Origin of the sequence: Natrinema zhouii (genome assembly GCF_013456555.2) — an archaeon.
In the GTDB taxonomy this organism is placed as follows: Archaea; Halobacteriota; Halobacteria; order Halobacteriales; family Natrialbaceae; genus Natrinema; species Natrinema zhouii.
In genome coordinates this window covers 137,520-152,572 of record NZ_CP084883.1, presented here as the reverse complement: position 1 = coordinate 152,572, position 15,053 = coordinate 137,520, and the positions used below count along the sequence as shown (strand labels likewise).

The 15,053-nt window shown below is 57.8% G+C and carries 18 protein-coding genes and 5 pseudogenes; 8 read left to right on the top strand and 15 right to left on the bottom strand.

From position 1 onward, the window contains the following. Positions 1-960: 960 nt before the first annotated feature. The 10 genes from HYG81_RS41050 to HYG81_RS45910 all read right to left on the bottom strand — a co-directional run bounded on the left by HYG81_RS41050 (position 961) and on the right by HYG81_RS45910 (position 4,689). The gene (locus tag HYG81_RS41050) at positions 961-1,494 is read right to left on the bottom strand and encodes a PIN domain-containing protein (protein ID WP_226778317.1); all 534 of its coding nucleotides are present in this window, start codon (positions 1,492-1,494) and stop codon (positions 961-963) included. After that, the gene (locus HYG81_RS41045) at positions 1,491-1,721 is read right to left on the bottom strand and encodes a DUF7317 family protein (protein WP_226778316.1); all 231 of its coding nucleotides are present in this window, start codon (positions 1,719-1,721) and stop codon (positions 1,491-1,493) included. Before HYG81_RS41045 ends, HYG81_RS41050 begins: the two co-directional genes overlap by 4 nt. Positions 1,722-1,816: 95 nt before the next feature. Further along, the gene (locus HYG81_RS41040) at positions 1,817-2,353 is read right to left on the bottom strand and encodes a DUF7342 family protein (RefSeq protein ID WP_226778315.1); all 537 of its coding nucleotides are present in this window, start codon (positions 2,351-2,353) and stop codon (positions 1,817-1,819) included. Positions 2,354-2,508: 155 nt separating this feature from the next. After that, the gene (locus HYG81_RS41035; protein ID WP_226778314.1) at positions 2,509-2,652 is read right to left on the bottom strand and encodes a hypothetical protein; all 144 of its coding nucleotides are present in this window, start codon (positions 2,650-2,652) and stop codon (positions 2,509-2,511) included. A 211-nt stretch (positions 2,653-2,863) separates the two neighbouring features. Next, the gene (locus HYG81_RS41030; RefSeq protein WP_226778313.1) at positions 2,864-3,292 is read right to left on the bottom strand and encodes a response regulator; all 429 of its coding nucleotides are present in this window, start codon (positions 3,290-3,292) and stop codon (positions 2,864-2,866) included. A 240-nt stretch (positions 3,293-3,532) separates the two neighbouring features. Further along, a complete protein-coding gene (locus HYG81_RS41025; RefSeq protein WP_226778312.1) occupies positions 3,533-3,787 on the bottom strand; it encodes a HalOD1 output domain-containing protein in 255 nt (84 codons plus the stop codon). Beyond that, complete coding sequence (locus tag HYG81_RS45915) at positions 3,777-3,941, bottom strand: DUF7563 family protein (protein ID WP_425607568.1); 165 nt, start codon at positions 3,939-3,941, stop codon at positions 3,777-3,779. Before HYG81_RS45915 ends, HYG81_RS41025 begins: the two co-directional genes overlap by 11 nt. After that, on the bottom strand, positions 3,934-4,119 hold the full coding sequence (locus tag HYG81_RS41020) for a hypothetical protein (protein WP_226778311.1): 186 nt from the start codon (positions 4,117-4,119) through the stop codon (positions 3,934-3,936). Before HYG81_RS41020 ends, HYG81_RS45915 begins: the two co-directional genes overlap by 8 nt. Beyond that, on the bottom strand, positions 4,116-4,439 hold the full coding sequence (locus tag HYG81_RS41015) for a DUF8118 domain-containing protein (RefSeq protein ID WP_226778310.1): 324 nt from the start codon (positions 4,437-4,439) through the stop codon (positions 4,116-4,118). Before HYG81_RS41015 ends, HYG81_RS41020 begins: the two co-directional genes overlap by 4 nt. Positions 4,440-4,539: 100 nt before the next feature. After that, the gene (locus HYG81_RS45910; protein WP_425607573.1) at positions 4,540-4,689 is read right to left on the bottom strand and encodes a DUF7567 family protein; all 150 of its coding nucleotides are present in this window, start codon (positions 4,687-4,689) and stop codon (positions 4,540-4,542) included. A gap of 61 nt (positions 4,690-4,750) precedes the next feature. Here HYG81_RS45910 and HYG81_RS41010 point away from each other — a divergent pair. Then, a pseudogene (locus HYG81_RS41010) lies at positions 4,751-5,104 on the top strand (HAD family hydrolase); the annotation flags it as partial. 198 nt (positions 5,105-5,302) lie between these two features. Here HYG81_RS41010 and HYG81_RS41005 read toward each other — a convergent pair. Next, positions 5,303-5,425, bottom strand: a pseudogene (locus HYG81_RS41005) (ISH3 family transposase); the annotation flags it as partial. Between the two features lie 176 nt (positions 5,426-5,601). On the opposite strand from HYG81_RS41005, the gene HYG81_RS41000 reads away from it, so the two are divergent. From HYG81_RS41000 to HYG81_RS40970, 7 genes and pseudogenes are all read left to right on the top strand, one after another. Continuing rightward, a complete protein-coding gene (locus HYG81_RS41000) occupies positions 5,602-6,462 on the top strand; it encodes a hypothetical protein (RefSeq protein ID WP_226778308.1) in 861 nt (286 codons plus the stop codon). A 445-nt stretch (positions 6,463-6,907) separates the two neighbouring features. Beyond that, a complete protein-coding gene (locus HYG81_RS40995) occupies positions 6,908-7,276 on the top strand; it encodes a DUF8102 family protein (protein WP_226778307.1) in 369 nt (122 codons plus the stop codon). Continuing rightward, entirely contained in the window at positions 7,273-7,623 is a 351-nt protein-coding gene (locus tag HYG81_RS40990) for a hypothetical protein (RefSeq protein WP_226778408.1), read from the top strand. Before HYG81_RS40995 ends, HYG81_RS40990 begins: the two co-directional genes overlap by 4 nt. Before the next feature lie 129 nt (positions 7,624-7,752). Then, positions 7,753-7,859, top strand: a pseudogene (locus tag HYG81_RS40985) (IS6 family transposase); the annotation flags it as partial. Positions 7,860-8,177: 318 nt separating this feature from the next. Then, positions 8,178-9,896 carry a thiamine pyrophosphate-binding protein gene (locus HYG81_RS40980; protein ID WP_226778306.1) on the top strand — a complete coding sequence of 573 codons (1,719 nt, stop codon included), beginning with the start codon at positions 8,178-8,180 and terminating at the stop codon, positions 9,894-9,896. A gap of 179 nt (positions 9,897-10,075) precedes the next feature. Beyond that, positions 10,076-10,642: a type 1 glutamine amidotransferase domain-containing protein gene (locus HYG81_RS40975; RefSeq protein WP_226043059.1), complete on the top strand. Its 567-nt coding sequence runs from the start codon at positions 10,076-10,078 to the stop codon at positions 10,640-10,642. A gap of 26 nt (positions 10,643-10,668) precedes the next feature. Continuing rightward, complete coding sequence (locus HYG81_RS40970) at positions 10,669-11,625, top strand: TIGR03557 family F420-dependent LLM class oxidoreductase (RefSeq protein WP_226778305.1); 957 nt, start codon at positions 10,669-10,671, stop codon at positions 11,623-11,625. Between the two features lie 659 nt (positions 11,626-12,284). Here the strand turns inward: HYG81_RS40970 and HYG81_RS40960 are convergent. From HYG81_RS40960 to HYG81_RS40945, 4 genes and pseudogenes are all read right to left on the bottom strand, one after another. Beyond that, positions 12,285-12,524, bottom strand: a pseudogene (locus HYG81_RS40960) (hypothetical protein); the annotation flags it as partial. Between the two features lie 12 nt (positions 12,525-12,536). Then, positions 12,537-13,733: an MFS transporter gene (locus HYG81_RS40955; protein WP_226778304.1), complete on the bottom strand. Its 1,197-nt coding sequence runs from the start codon at positions 13,731-13,733 to the stop codon at positions 12,537-12,539. 152 nt (positions 13,734-13,885) lie between these two features. Then, positions 13,886-14,121, bottom strand: a pseudogene (locus HYG81_RS45605) (zinc ribbon domain-containing protein); the annotation flags it as partial. A 536-nt stretch (positions 14,122-14,657) separates the two neighbouring features. Beyond that, positions 14,658-15,035 (bottom strand): hypothetical protein, encoded by a 378-nt coding sequence (locus HYG81_RS40945; protein ID WP_226778302.1) that lies wholly within the window; start codon positions 15,033-15,035, stop codon positions 14,658-14,660. Positions 15,036-15,053 lie beyond the last annotated feature (18 nt).

Sequence of the window (15,053 nt, the reverse complement as noted above, 5' to 3'; positions counted from 1 at the left end):
GGAGCATCCGCGACCGATGTTTCAACACTCGTAGATGGGAGACTTCGAATCCACTCGTAGCAGTCTAGGCAGACGGGTACCATCTCATCATCCACATCAGGGTGCCGAAGTGCCCGAGCCACAGTTGCGGGGACGACCTCGGCACACTTCCACACGTGGCCATCCTCCAGACGGTCGCATGCACAGCAAACTGTAGGTTCGCGAACCACGTCAGTCGCGATACGTTCCCATTCGTCGGCGCAGTCAGAGCAGAGATGGAGTGAAGCGTCCGCGATGGGGTGTCCAACTCGCGTGGCGACCTCTGGCATTAGGGCTGTAATGGAGTGAAAGAGTATCTTGATGCCGGTGAGATAGCCACCTGGATCCGCATTCCAGGAACGGCCTGGCAGACTCGAACCCGTCAACAGCTGGTATCACCGTCGACTATCGTCCCTAGAGGCCTGCAGATGCCCAAGCGGGCATCCGGCAGCTAACCGTCCAACGTATATCCACGACTTGTAGTGTCGGCTATCAGCTACTGGTCACGGTTCAGTACTCGTCGCCCCTGCCTGCGTGATCTCGTAATTACTGGTGGAGTGTTTTACGAGAAGCCTCCTATCTTCGAGAGCGAGTGAGGTTTGGAACTGCATCTCTTCGACGCCGATCCGCCCTTCTATCTCTTTGCGGGACGGCAGTTCTTCGTCCTCGCCAACCGCCAATTCGGTTAGATACGCTCGCTGGAGTTCCGTCAGTCCGGGTCCAACCACCCGTCTGTGAATCTTGGAGTCAGATCGGGCGAATCCGGCAAGACTTCGTAGCGAAACTTCGGCGCGTCGCTTGCCGGTGGGATCTCACAGTACTCACACTGGACGACACCGACGAATCGCTCTTCTGTTTCGACTGGTTTGACGTCGTGCGTTACGCAGACCCGCTACCGTTGCTGTCACCCAGCGCAAGTCGATACTGGTCCCCGTACAGAAACTATTCTGGAGTATACTCGTCAGGAAGGACATCACTGACACTCTCAACTGGTGCATAGTAACTGCATTCATCAATCCAGGTTGTGAGCCAACTGTCAGCTGTTTCGACAGTGAGTTTCTCTCGAACAACACCACGAACGAGTATCCCAATAGAACCCGTAAGATCGATCTCGTATGTAGAAGCAAGGTCTCGGGCTGCACCGTCATCGGTCACGAGTGTACCACCAGTTCTATCGGCAACAACGAATGCTTCTGCCTCACCAAGGTCGAGTTGGTCTCGAATCGTTGGATACGCTTGCTCGAGTTGCTCTGGTGCACTCTCCTCGAGAGGAATGTGTCCAGTCTCGATAGCCTTGAGTGCGTTCTCAAGATACGGATACCCGTTCTCGGTACCGCGTTGGAGTTCCCGTTCAACGGCAGGAACAGTCGTTAGATTCTCGAGTACCGACGTAAGCCATGTTACCGACTCAGTGCTCGCGAAGTTGCTCAACACTGTTGCATCAAGAACAACCGGCGGCGAAAACGACTCGCTCATTCGATGTCGAGTGCTGTCTCGACCTCATTCTCGAGATCGTCCATGGTCTGTGGGCCAAGGCGAACCTCAACACCGGCCTCAGTGAGAATCTCTGTCATCTCCCAGCGGGTGACGTCAGCCCGCTCTGCAGCCTTCCCAAGGGAGATTTCACCGAGCACGTAGAGCCCGATCGTGGTCGCGAGCTCCTCAGTGCGATCGGCATGGGGATTGTGGCGATCAGTTGCCATGGGTTCTAGCTAAATACTCGAGCGGCAGCGTCATTAATGTGTCCTCGTCTAACGTCGTCGAATGCAGTTCTGCTTTCCTACCAGAGCATGAGTTGCTAGTCCACTCGTCTCCATTCAGCTATGCGACGGGCCGTCGAGCCGGTGGCCTTTCTCCTGGCGCGTTCGTGTAGGTGACGTTCCTCGATGAGGGTGGCCCAATTACCGAGCTCCACGTACACGTCGTCGATCCGCTCCGCGTCGAACTCGAGGGCATCGACTTCGGCGGGCGAGTCGACCCCATATTCGCCGCAGTACTCCTCGATCCGGTCGGTCAATTCCGACATGCGGGCCTGCAACTCGTCGACAGTGTTCTCCCGCGCCAGCTTGTTGACCCGCCGCCACTCGAAATAGTCATCGTTGCGCTCGTACCTGACTGGCCGGCCTTCATGCCGAATGACGATGCTGAGGTCGGCATAGAAGGACAGGTGTGTCCGTGCCGACTCCGCCGAGCAGTCTGCTCGCTCGGCGATCTCGGCGGCCGTCATTGGCTCCCGGGCGTGTAACACCGCACCGTACACGCGCTGCTTTGTGTCTTCGCCTTCGAAGGGTCTATCGAACGGGGGCGGGCCATCGTGACGGACATCGTCTGTCATACTCCTACCAACGAGATTGACACACATATTTCTCCTCTGGGCAAAATATATCGCTCAAAGTCATAGGCACTCGCCGTGCACCCCAACCGTCTTCGACTCCACGCTCGCCGCCACCCACGCCATCCTGTTCTGGATCTCGATCGTCATGGTGAGGATCAATCCTCCTTGGTGTTGCTGTCTGCGCTGAGTCCGTCGTAGGGCAGTATCTGTTCCTCGCTGTCCCCGTCTCCGACGGGCGGCTGTCGAGAGAGGGGGACGTCTTCGTCGAACGTGTGTTCGTATACGTCTAGGAGTGGCATGATGATCAGTCTTGGAGAGCGTGTGTTGCTTGTACACGCTCCCTCCACCCCTCTGAGGGGGTGAGCAACACCACAGTCGATCGCGTCGGAAGCGCAGAGGGCTACAGAGAACCCAAGTGGTACGATTGAGAGGCTCTGTTGAAATCCTTAGAACATGATAGGGTTGGCACCCTCTGCCGTAAGTACAAGTGATGTATATATCGATAGTGGGTTATGATTGTACGATGTCTTGCTCCAAAGAAAATTCTTCAACAATTCTGATAAGGTCTTCTGGTTCAAATGGTTTCAGGACGTACGCATCTGCTCGAGGATTTTCCGATTTGAGATCATTTAACTCTGGTTCTGTTGCCGTCAGAACAACTACTGGGATTTGTTTAAGATTCTCATCATTCTTTAGCTCCGTGAGCACCTCTTTCCCGCTCTTCTTAGGAAAATGCCAATCAAGAAAGATGACATCTGGGAGAGATACGTTAACATAGTTGCCACGCTGATAGAGGAAGTCTAATACCTCAACACCATCGGTAGCAACGTGATAGGTGCCATAAAATCCTACTTCTTTAAACATCTCCTTTGTAAGACGGACATCCCCCGGATTGTCCTCAACTAAAAGGATTTCCCCAACATACTTTGCCCCAGTCACTATTATATTACAGTCTCAGTGACTAATAAGCATTTGGCCTTCAGCCTCCTTGATTGCTTACGCCTCAGAATTAGGCTGACGAGCCGTGAATAATGATAAGTCGAATGCTCAGTTTGCACGTGTAGTGAGCATGCGTTTCACGCTAAAATGCATATGAAGAATATGATTTCAACAGAGCCAATCGAGACTAAGACAGAGTCTACAGTTCGCACGACTCACTGCTGATCGAGCGTTCGTGGTTCAGGTGGCACGAACGAGCAGCATCTTCTCGGTGAGTTTGACGTCATACTCACCGACCGAGAACGTGACCGACACCGATTCGCCGGTTGTAACGAGTCTATCGAGCGCCTCAGGGTCGATCGTGTCGGACAAGACGATCCCGTAGGTTGGTCCCAGCTCGGTTGACGGGCAGTTTTCGAGACTCGTGATCGCTTCGATAATTGCAATGCTCGGCGGCGTTTCCGACCACTCGTATTCAACTTGCTTAGTTGCCATGATTGACCTCCTCCGCTAGCCCGGCCCCTGCTCCTGAAAATCGCTCGCGCTGGGATCGGCAGTTCGGACAGGCGTGGAGCGTTCCGGTGTTGTCCGCAAACACACGCTTGTATTGTTCTATGACGTGCGCGCCACAGTTCGAACACTCAGGCATTATCAGGCCCCATGTCCGTCTGCTCGTACATGGTGATCGTCGTCTCGAGCTCAGTGATCGCACCTGAGAGAGTCAACGGCTCGGCCAGGTGCTCCTCGAGCGTTTGCAGATCGGCCAGAACTGCTTCGAGTTCGGCTTGCACTCGTTCGTCAGACCAGCTGTCGGTGGACTCGCTCATCGCGACTCACGCTCCGGGCAGCCGGGCGCATGCGACAGGTTGTCCTGTCCACCGAGTTCGACCAGCAGTTCGCGTTCGCAGTACGTACATCGGACGTACGCCTTCCCGCCCTGTTCCGGCGGTTCGACATGCCGCGTGTACGTCGGTTTCTCGGACTCACTCTGAGTAGCCTCGGCGGTTACGGTCCCGCCGTCGGGAACCAACCACTCTGTACGAGCAATCACCTCGGCTTCCGCACGCAGGCGCAGCTTTCGGCCCGTGTCGGTTTCATAGTATTCGGATCGCTGTACAATCTGTTTCAGCTCTCTGAATCGGCTCATCTGTCAAATCCTCCACCCCTCTCGAGGGTGCAACAACACCACCGAACGCCAAGGTGGGCGTCCAGTGCTGTCGCTGGGTGTCTTCGTGTCTGATTGAGCTCTAGTCAGCTTCTGCGGTCACTGTCTCTCGGTCCCATGCTGGCTCCCATTCGTTCTCGTGTCCGTCAATGTGGTCTGCATACGCCGAAAACCAGTAGCGATCGTAGCCACGAGACTCGGTCCCAAGCCACTTGCCCGACGCGCCGGCAATAATTACGATTTTACTCAGTCTAAATAGTACTTGATCGGCCCCCGCTCGCTGGAGCCTTGAGCAACTTGCCTCGAACTATCGTCTTAGGCTCGTGACCAACAGGGACCGGGTGTACCAGCGCGCGAAACTCGACACGCTAGATATCCACGTATATTTCGATGTTACGACGTACGCCGAACCGGGCCGCAGTGTGAAACCCGATCCCAACCCGTTTTGCCGGACACTCGACACTCTTTCGGCGACTCTCGACGAAGCGGTACACATCGGGAACTCGCTGCAGTCGGACGTCGTTGGTGCGCAGGCCGCAGGCATAACGGCTGTCTGGCTGGCACGCGAGAAGAAGACAGTAGAAACAATAACCCCGGAGTACAGCATCGAATCAATGTGTGGCCTGCGTGCGCCACCGTGGGTATAGACTCAGTCGATCACATCGAGAGACTCACGATCTCCACCAGTAGGCACTGAATCTACGTCTATGATGTCTGGATAGCCATTAGAACGATGGTGATGATGATGGTGATGTCTGACGTCGGTCAGTCGCTGTCGGCGGCGGATCGCCGCCGACGCGACAGTGTAGCCACTCACGAGCGCTGCCCCAATTCAGGGACAGGTATCGGAAGAACCGGTCGTCGAGTGGTTGATTCGCTGGGACAGCTCTGCGCACACCGAGGGCTGTCCAGGCAGCACGAATCACCATCTCACAGAACCCCGTGAACGACCACTCCCAGAGGCGGCGCTCTTGCTGATGAAGAAGTGGCGGTCATCGATCCGTCTCGTGGTTGGGCCAGTGAAACGGTTGATGACCGCCACTCTACGAGAGAGTCTGTAGTCGGTTATGTGACGGCGTTGTATAGACAACTCTCTCAAACTACAATCGGAATTCGAACACTACAGCCGGGGGGTGACCGGTAGATGCACATCACCGATTCCGAGAACATCCAGATCAGTTGTCCGCTCCCTCGAGAAACGATCCGAACGACCAAGACGGGCTATCTCGCGAGTTGTTTCGACTGTCAGTGGCAGGGACTCTTTCCTGACGGCACGCTCGCCGACGACGCGGTCGGGACCCACTACGACCGCTGTCACTATGGGCCGTCATCGTACGCGATTGTCTTCCTCGTCGACGACACTCGAGCACAGTGTCTCGATTCCGATCGAAGCCGACTGACGCCGATCCAGTCCGAGCGGCCGACGTTCCCGCGGACGACTGGCGACGTTTCCGAGCTCGTCGCCCGCGGTGATCTGATCCGACTGCCGGGCGATCGCGAACAGATGGTCGTTGCCGTGACCGAACAGAGAGCACTCGGCCTGCCGACGTGGACGGTGACGTTCTGTGATCCAGGCGTCGACCTCATCGACGACGATCCGGATTGGCGCGGGAAGAACGAGTTGATCGCTCGCAACGGCGACGCATACTGTCGCTACGGTAAGTCCTATCTCGGAGCGCCGGCGTTCGAGATCGTCGGCCGTGCCGAACACCAGGCTGACCTCTCGAGTTTCAGCGGCGAACGGCTCGTCACTGACGGCGGGACGGACTCGAGCGGTGACCGATCCGAGGTCCCCAGCCTAGGCGATGTGATGGTGGATTGCGTTGTGACCAGGCCGCTCCCGGCCGATCACGAACTCGATGAAGCGGAGTGTCACAACTGCGGCGAGCCGTGGGACGAAGACGAGTGGGACGTTCGACACCTCTCAGGAGGACCCAGCATCGGCGAGACGTGGAAATACGAGTGTCCTGGCTGTGAGCGAGAAACCTTCGAGGTGGGAACATGACGGGCGGAACTAAACGCAATGGTGGTGATGAATAGATGTGGGTTACTGAATCATGGTTGGGCCAACAATCCAGTGCCCACAGTAACATTGAGGTTCCTTGTCCGGAAAAGGGAGAGGATTATCCAGTCTCTTGTCATCAGCTCGCTTCCCACTCGTCAGCGGGATCGTCCTTATCGACGATCTGGAAATCCGACTCATCGCAGTCGCACACGGTCTTCTGTCCGAGGGGTTCGACTGATCCGTCTGGCTTGATCCGCGCAGGCAAGATTGCTCCGCACTTTGCACACTCGATCGGTACCCGACGGATATCGTCGTTATCAGTCAATGTGGGGGAACACAGACGTTCAACGCTTTCGGGACCGATAAAACTCTCGGCAATCCACAGGCCAACCTGCTCACTACAGCCGGAAACTGATCGCCCCGATCCAGAGGTGACTACGAATCCATGAACAGCGAAACTGATCGACCTCGAGGGATCCTCACGGATACAGACCGGCGGTATCTGTTCGGTGGGACTGACTACGCAAACGAACAGTCTGAACGTGACGCCCGATACCGGATTCGAGAGCGCGTGTTCAACGGTCTCCGCGACCTAGATCTCGTGCTCCGTGAGCTCGAAGGCCGTGATCTCGAGCAGGTCCTCAAGCGGCTTGACGAGGACGACGTCGAGAGTATCGTCGCTTTCGCCGAGTACCTGGAGGCGGCACGAGAGGCCGAGAGAAAACGCGAGCGAATGGTGACGACTCTCGGTCGGCAGGATAACTCGGAACTCGAAAAGATGGAACAGGCCGACAGTACGGAGGCAGATCGATGATATCACCCCGAACAGCAGACGAGACGACACGACCGAACCCGAAGATTTGGAACGTTCGAGAGGCCGACGGTCGAGCGGACGCGTTCTACCTCGTCCGACAGTGGCACCACTACTTCGGCGTCGAATACGAATCGAACTGGCTTCCCTACGGTCCCTATCAAGTTGCCGGCTGGGACGACGAGGACGAAGAAGAGGATCTTCGAGAGGCTTTCGGCGTGATTGCCACGCACGACGTCGACCCGTCGTATCTGGCGACGCACCAGTTCTCGCTGGAGGACTCCCCCCGCGGCTACGAGATGTTCCGGGAGAAAGAGGACGGTTGCGTTCGGTCCGTGTTCGCACCCTGAAGCGTTCGCGCCCGATGCGTGCCCCTCTATTGCCCCGACTCCGGGGATCCTTCCCGGCGGATGTTCTCATCGTCTTCTAGCGAGACGTAGGCTCGAAATCCGTCTGTATAGACGGTTAGTAATCCCTCCTCGCATGGAGCGGTCTGGAATTAGTGCATCGGCTGGCTGACAGCGGACATGACCCACTGACGGCGTCGCCGTCGCGGGTCGCTGTTGACGAGACTGCTGTCAAGATCGTGACCGTCTTGGATCGGATTTCCATCACTGTCGTACGTCCGCAGATGGGTATATCGAACCATCTCGATGCCCTAATTACGATCGAGTCCAAGTGCTATTTCGAGAGCGTCAGCGTAATCCAAGCGATTATTTCTGGCGTGCTTGACTTCTAAATCACCGGAAGTCAAGCACGGCAAGAATTAGTACCGATCTCGTTTGAGAGTAGTAAACCTCGTTTGATACGTACCTCTACTAGTGGAGGTTCCAACTACGTGACTGTGAGAAAGGTTATCACCGTCAGGCACGGGGTTTAATTAACTGGGCGCTGGTGATGACCTATGGCGGATAGAACGGTCGAAGACGAGGGAGAGTACACAGGCGCCGACCTCTTCGTCGACGCGCTCGAGTCCTACGACGTCGACTACGTGTTCGGGAACCCAGGTACGACAGAGCTCCCGGTACTGGAGGCGATCGGACAGACTGATCTCGAGTACGTGCTAGGGGCCCACGAAGACGTCGCGGTTGGGATGGCATCGGGATACGCGCAAACGCGGCGATACCACGCGCATCACGACGACTCGGTCAACCCCGTCGGCGTCGTAAACCTGCACATCGCGCCCGGACTGGCGCACGGTCTGGGAAACATCTACGCCGCCAAGCGGGCGGGCGCACCCGTCGTCGTCACTGCCGGCAACCAGAGCACCGATTTCCGTCACGAGGAACCGGCCCTAGCGGGGGAACTTGCTGATCTAGCCGACCAGTTCTGCAAGTGGTCCGACGAAGTGCTCGACGTCGAAGCGTTGCCGACGATGCTCCGGCGAGCGTTCCGGGTCGCGCTAACGCCGCCGACCGGCCCGGTCTTTCTCGGCCTGCCGCTGGACGTGATGATGGCGGAGACGGACGCCGACCCCGAGCGTCTGGGCGAGATTCCCAACGCGGGGAGCGGCGACCCGGCGCAACTTGAGCGCGCCGCCGACCTGCTCGTCGACGCCGACAGCGACGACGTAGCGATCGTCGTCGGCGATCAGATCGCTCGCTCCGGTGAGGAAGCCGTCGCCGCTGCGGTCGAACTCGCGGAGTCAACAGGCGCCCACGTCTACGGCGAAATCCACGCAAGTGAGATCGACTTTGCGACCGATCACGAGCAGTGGATCTCGTACGTTCCGCCGGACGAAGAGCGTGCGGCGGAGCTGCTGGACGCCGACACGATCTTGTTCGCCGGGACATCGACGAACACGACACTGACGCGTCACGAACAACCGCTGGTCGATCCCGACACGACCTGCGTTCACGTCGGGGACGACGCCTGGGAAGTGGGCAAGAACCATCCCGCCGACGCGGCGGTCGTCGGCGACCTCGGGTTGGTCCTGCAGGAACTCATCGAACGCATCCGGCCGAACATCTCCGAGGAGACGGTCGCGGCGCGACTCGAAACGGTGCGCGATATCAAAGAGACGGCCGACGACAGGTTAGCCGGCGTCGGCGAGGGGGACGCCGAGGACGATCCCCGCCCGTCGAAAGCACAGCTCATCGACACGATGAAACGGGTCGCGGACGGCGCCTACGTCGTCGACGAGAGCGTCACGTCGATGTTTCCCATCAAAACGCGCTGGGACTTCGATCCGGAACAGTACGTCACCAACAAAGGTGGCGGCCTCGGCTACGGCCTCCCCGCGTCGATCGGCGGGGCGATCGCCGAACGCCAGCGAGACAATCCGCGCGAGGTGATCGGTTTCGTCGGCGACGGGTCCTACCTCTACTACCCGAACGCGATCTACAGCGCGGCGCGCTACGACCTCGATCTCACCGTCGTCGTTGCCGACAACCGCAACTACCGGATCCTGAAGGACAACACGCTCGACCTACTAGGCGGTGACGAGGAAGACCACGAGTTCGTCGGCATGGACTTCGACCCGCGGGTCGACATCGTACAGAACGCCGAGAGCCACGGGGGGCGCGCAGAACTCGTGGAGGATCCCGATGAGATCGAACGAGCGCTCGAGGACGCACTCGCCCGTGACGGCGTCGACGTGCTCGACGTGCTGGTGCACGATTGAACTGTACGAGTTCCGCTCGCGGCGACGGCGCCACACGTTCACTGGCCGCGCCGGCTGGCCAGCCCTCCGATTAGCGCTAATTCCGGGAAAAATACTTATAACTTATATAACTAATAGTTTGATACTTACCTCGACGTGAGAAAAATCTTTAACCGTATACCGGTAGCGAATACACCTGCATGAGCACAACCGACCGGCAACCCCTCGACGGAGTGAGCGTCGGAATTCTCGTCGCGCAGGAAGGCACTGAAGAAGTCGAGTTCACCGAACCAAAAGAGACCGTTTCGGACGCCGGTGCCGACGTCGTCGTTCTCAGTAGCGACACCGGCGACGCCCAGACCGTCAACAACGATCTCGACGAAGCGGATGCGTACAGTGTCGACAAACGCTTCTCCGAGGTGTCCGCCGACGAGTACGATGCGCTGATCGTTCCCGGCGGGACCGTCGGTGCGGACAATCTTCGCGCCGACGAAGATGGGGTTGATTTAATAAAACAGCATCGAGCAGAGAACAAGCCGATCGGGTCGATCTGTCACGGTCCGTGGACGCTGGTCGAAGCCGGCGTCGTCGATAATCGCGAGCTGACTTCCTACGCCAGTCTACGGACGGACGTCGAGAACGCGGGAGGCGAATGGACCGATCAGGAGGTCGTCGTCGACGACGGCGTCGTGACGAGCCGCAACCCCGACGATCTGGACGCGTTTACGGATGCGATCGTCGAGGAGTTTGCAGCGGCCTCCGAGTAACCGCGTGACGCCTGAACTTCACAGACATGACCGAAATCGGATTTACCCTTTCGAGCGAAGAGCACCACCCGAACGATCTGGTCGAGTACGCGACGCGGGCCGAAGCGATCGGCTTCGATTTCCTCTCGATCTCGGACCACTTCCACCCGTGGATCAGCGCGCAAGGCGACGCGCCGTTCGTCTGGTCGACGCTCGGCGGTGTCGCTGCAGCGACCGACGAGATCGATGTCGGCGTGGGCGTCTCGGCGCCGATCGTACGCATCCACCCGGCGATCTACGCGCAGGCGGCCGCGACGACGGCGGCGATGTTCGACGGTCGGCAGTTCTTCGCCGGCGTCGGGACGGGCGAACTGCTCAACGAGCATGTCATCGGCGATCACTGGCCAGAGCACGAAGTCCGCCTGGAGATGCTCGAGGAGGCGGTTGAGGTGATCGACGAGCTCTGGACGGGCCAGCAGGTCAGTCACCGCGGCGAACATTACACTGTCGAGAACGCGAAACTGTTCACGCTCCCTGAGGAACGGCCGCCGATCTGCGTGTCGGCGTACGGCGAGCGCGCCGCGAAAGCGGCAGCCGATTTCGGCGACGGGTTCTGGTCGGTCGGCCCCCAAGACGTCGTCGAGACGTGGGAACAACACGGCGGGGAGGGTCCCCGTTTCTGCCAACTCCAAGCCTGCGTCGCCGACAGCAAGGACGGGGCCGTCTCCACCGCACATGAACAGTGGCCGATAGCGGGTCTGAAAGGGGAACTGAACTCCGTCTTGCCGACGCCGAAACACTTCGAGCAGGCGACACAGATGGTTTCGGAAGAGGATATCGCGGAGAGCAGCATCATGACCGGACCGGACGCCCAACAACACATCGACGCGATTCAGGAGGCGATCGACACTGGGTACGATCACGTCTACGTAATGCAGATCGGGGACGACCAGGACGCCCTCCTGGAGATGTACCGAGAAGAAGTCCTTCCGTCGTTCTCGTGAGCGGCCTCAGAGATTCCGAGGCTGTCCGTGACTGAGTCGGACGCGCTCGCGTTACCATCGGTCTGAACTTCGGAAAAGATATGAAAGAGAGTTTTTCACCCTTCGTTGTGAAACGTCCATTCACGGTAGCCGGGGATGATACCGTTCGTTGCTCCATTGGCACACCGAGGGTAATACGCAGGTTTCGCTTGTAGGCGGGGGAGGGGTGACCGCCTCCCAACCACATTTCTGATGAAATATTATTTCGCAGGTGGAGGTCAAATTCTGCGAGCATTACTTCAGGGTAGAGTATTTACGATCGGATAGTATCCGCGTGGACCGTTGATGCAGGAGACACAAATGTAGGTGATCTCCGCTCCGCCCTTTCGGTTCCGCGCTATTTAGTCACAACCTCGGAGGATGGGAGTGATGCGTGCCTTTCTCCCAGCACCACGTAGGCCGACTACATCTGGCCGATGGTCCAGTTAGGACTTGAGGACGTCTCGTTCGCCGAGGCCGGCCCGGACCATCTCCGGCGGCACGAACACTTTCCATGACGTGAGGAGGTACTGAAGCGGATACGGGACGGAATCGGTGGCGTAGGCCGCGTCGGCACGGGGACGGCAAGGCTAACGAGTGCGATAGTATCGGCCACGACCTTCGGAGCTGCGGGCAGCCGCTCATCGATCGTCGTCTGCGGTGTCGACCGCCGTCGCATCCCCGTCGTAGATGTCGACGTCGTCGGGAGCGGAGATATCGAGTGGTTCATCCTCGAGGTCCGTCTTGAGCAGGCGGAGTCGTTGCGCGGTCTCAGCGCCGACCAGCTGCTTGACGGTCTCAAACTCGAGTTGGTCGTCGTAGTACTTCGTCGCGACGAGTTCCTGAAACATCTCGCTGTCGGCGGTCTCTTCGATGTACTCCGACCTGGTCAATCAATAATCGATCGAAGCGAACACAGTGAGGGCGACGATAGCAGCCAGACCGGCGATGCCGAGGAATGCCTCGTCGAAGTATCCTTGCTCGGCGATCGCCCCGAAGAGGACCGGACTCAACGCGCCGAGCGCGAGATAGACTGTCCGAAGCGCACCTAAATTCGTTCCCTGTGTTCCCTCCGGAAGTCGCCGAGTAAGATCTGATATCACGATTGTTTCGAATCCCAGAAGACTACTCGCTAGCACAGTCACGGGGACGAACAGCCACGCTGCTTCGACGAACGGAAGCGCGGCAAGAGCCAGACTTGCCACACTCATGAGTGCTAACAGCGGAATTCGAACGCCGATACTATCGTAGGCCCGACCCGCAACGGGCTTCATCAAGATACCGAGCGCGAAAAAGAAGCCGAACAGAGCGGTTGCGATCCGTGCTGAGAGCCCCTTCACGTCGATCAAATACGTCGGATAGAAGCCCATGAATGCCTGAATGATTACGGCCCAGAGTACGAGTAAGACGGTTCCTCGCAGCACAATCGGTTGAGACAACGTTGAGAGAATATCTCCGAGCGCGATAGACTCGCGGAGTGATGTCGCTGCTGACATCCGTTTTGGAAGCGTCGCCCAGAGACCAACTGCAGCGAGCAGGAAAAGCGGAACGGCGAGCCCGAATCCGTACTGCCAGGCCATTGCGGTCGCAATGAATCCGGCAGCGGGTGGCATCACCGCGTTCCCGATATCGCCAGCAGCCATCGTCGCACCCGTCGCTGTGCCAAGTTGCTCGGAATAGATCTTTCCCAAAATAGTGAACCTCGAGACGCCGTACAGTGCTGTCCCTGCACCGAACAACGCTGTCGCTGAAAACAGAATGACCGCCGAGTCCGCGACGATAACGAGCGCGAGCATCGCCGCGGCGAGGAGCGAACTGGTGATCAATAGTGGGCGCTCTCCTATCCAGTCAGCGAGGATTCCACCAGGAAGTTGGCCAGACGCATACGCGATCCAGAGGACCGTCAAGAGGAACCCAGATGTCGTCAGTGTAAGATCGTACGTGCCGCGAATATGTGGTAACACCGCCGGGTAGATCATCCGAACGCTGATCGATAGGAACCAGCCGAAGGCAACGGCGAGTAGAATCTTCCCGCGTCCACCACTCCAGAGTTCACCAACCGCGCGTTTCACTGCCGGAATGTAGCGCACAGTGGTGGGTTTTCGGTCGCAGTATTCAGTCTTATTATTTGTACGGTAAATCGCCTCGGGGTCAAGTAGTTCGAGACGCCTTCGGCATCTCGTCATTACGGAAGATCCAAGATCTTCCGAACGTCCCCGAGGCTTTCGCGTGGACTCCCGTTCTATGCCTCAATAGAGGCGAGGGCGTACTCCCCACTCCTGTTCAACATCCCGCGATTCAAGCGCACATCTACGGGCGCGCCTCCGTCGCCTGCGTTTTGCCTGCAACGGAGATACTGCAAACCGATGTTCTTCGAGGTGTTGTAGTCGGCGTGGTTCTTGTGCCCACACATTTAACACTCGAACGCCTTTCCAGACCGATCATCTCGTGGGTAAACCCACATCCCCGGGAGCAGCGCTATGGTGAAGTCAATTGACTCTGTGCCACGGTTGCCGAACTCTCCTAGACAGTGTTTGCCGACCAGCGTCTCGAAGAGCCACTTCGAACCGATGTGATACAGGTCCTCCATGATTTAGTTGGTCCCGAATCGCTATACACCGACATAGCCTACTCAGAATGATGTCGAACGATACGCCGGGCTCGGCCCGTCGCTTGCTTGCCCGCATCCCGTAGTGGGTGGAACTCGGGGTTGGGGTACTGGCGATTGTGTACGGGATAGGGTGCTGACTGACACCATCACACCGCTCCCGAACAATGTGATGGCACTCATCTAGGGCGGGGTGGCGATGGGCTCTTCCTGCGCGCAGTGCGTCTAAACAGACAGTCGTGAAAGGTTCGGAGTAGCTACTTAACAGATATTCTGATATTGGATAGGGTAAATTAAAGACACACAACGATTCCAGCCACCGAGGTTGTGTAGCAACTCAACCACCCACAGAGGTTGAGACCGGCGCTCTCAACGCATACGACTCAATCCCCGTCTGCTCAGTACTTCAGAGTCGGTCGATTGGCTTGTTGATTATCTTGAAGAGTTCGCTCGCCCGGTAGAACCGATTCCGCTCTTTCCCAGTCAGCTCTTCGAGTATTCCGTCATCTTCAAGCTGTCCAATCAGTCGGTTGGCTGTACTGTACTCGACATTCAGCCACTCGGCTGCCGTATTCACATCAAGAGACGGATCTTCGAAGAGGCGCATGACCAGTTCCAGGATGTTCTCAGACCGCTCGCTCTGTTGTTTCGGGGGCGCGGGCGGTCGCGTCGACTTCCCAAAGCCCCGCCTCAGGATGCAGACATCTGCCTGATAGTTCAGAACTTTAACATTCCAGAGATGGTAGGGCGTATCTTTTTCACGTCGGTCATTCTTGTCACGCACGTGCTCGGAGCCGACCGA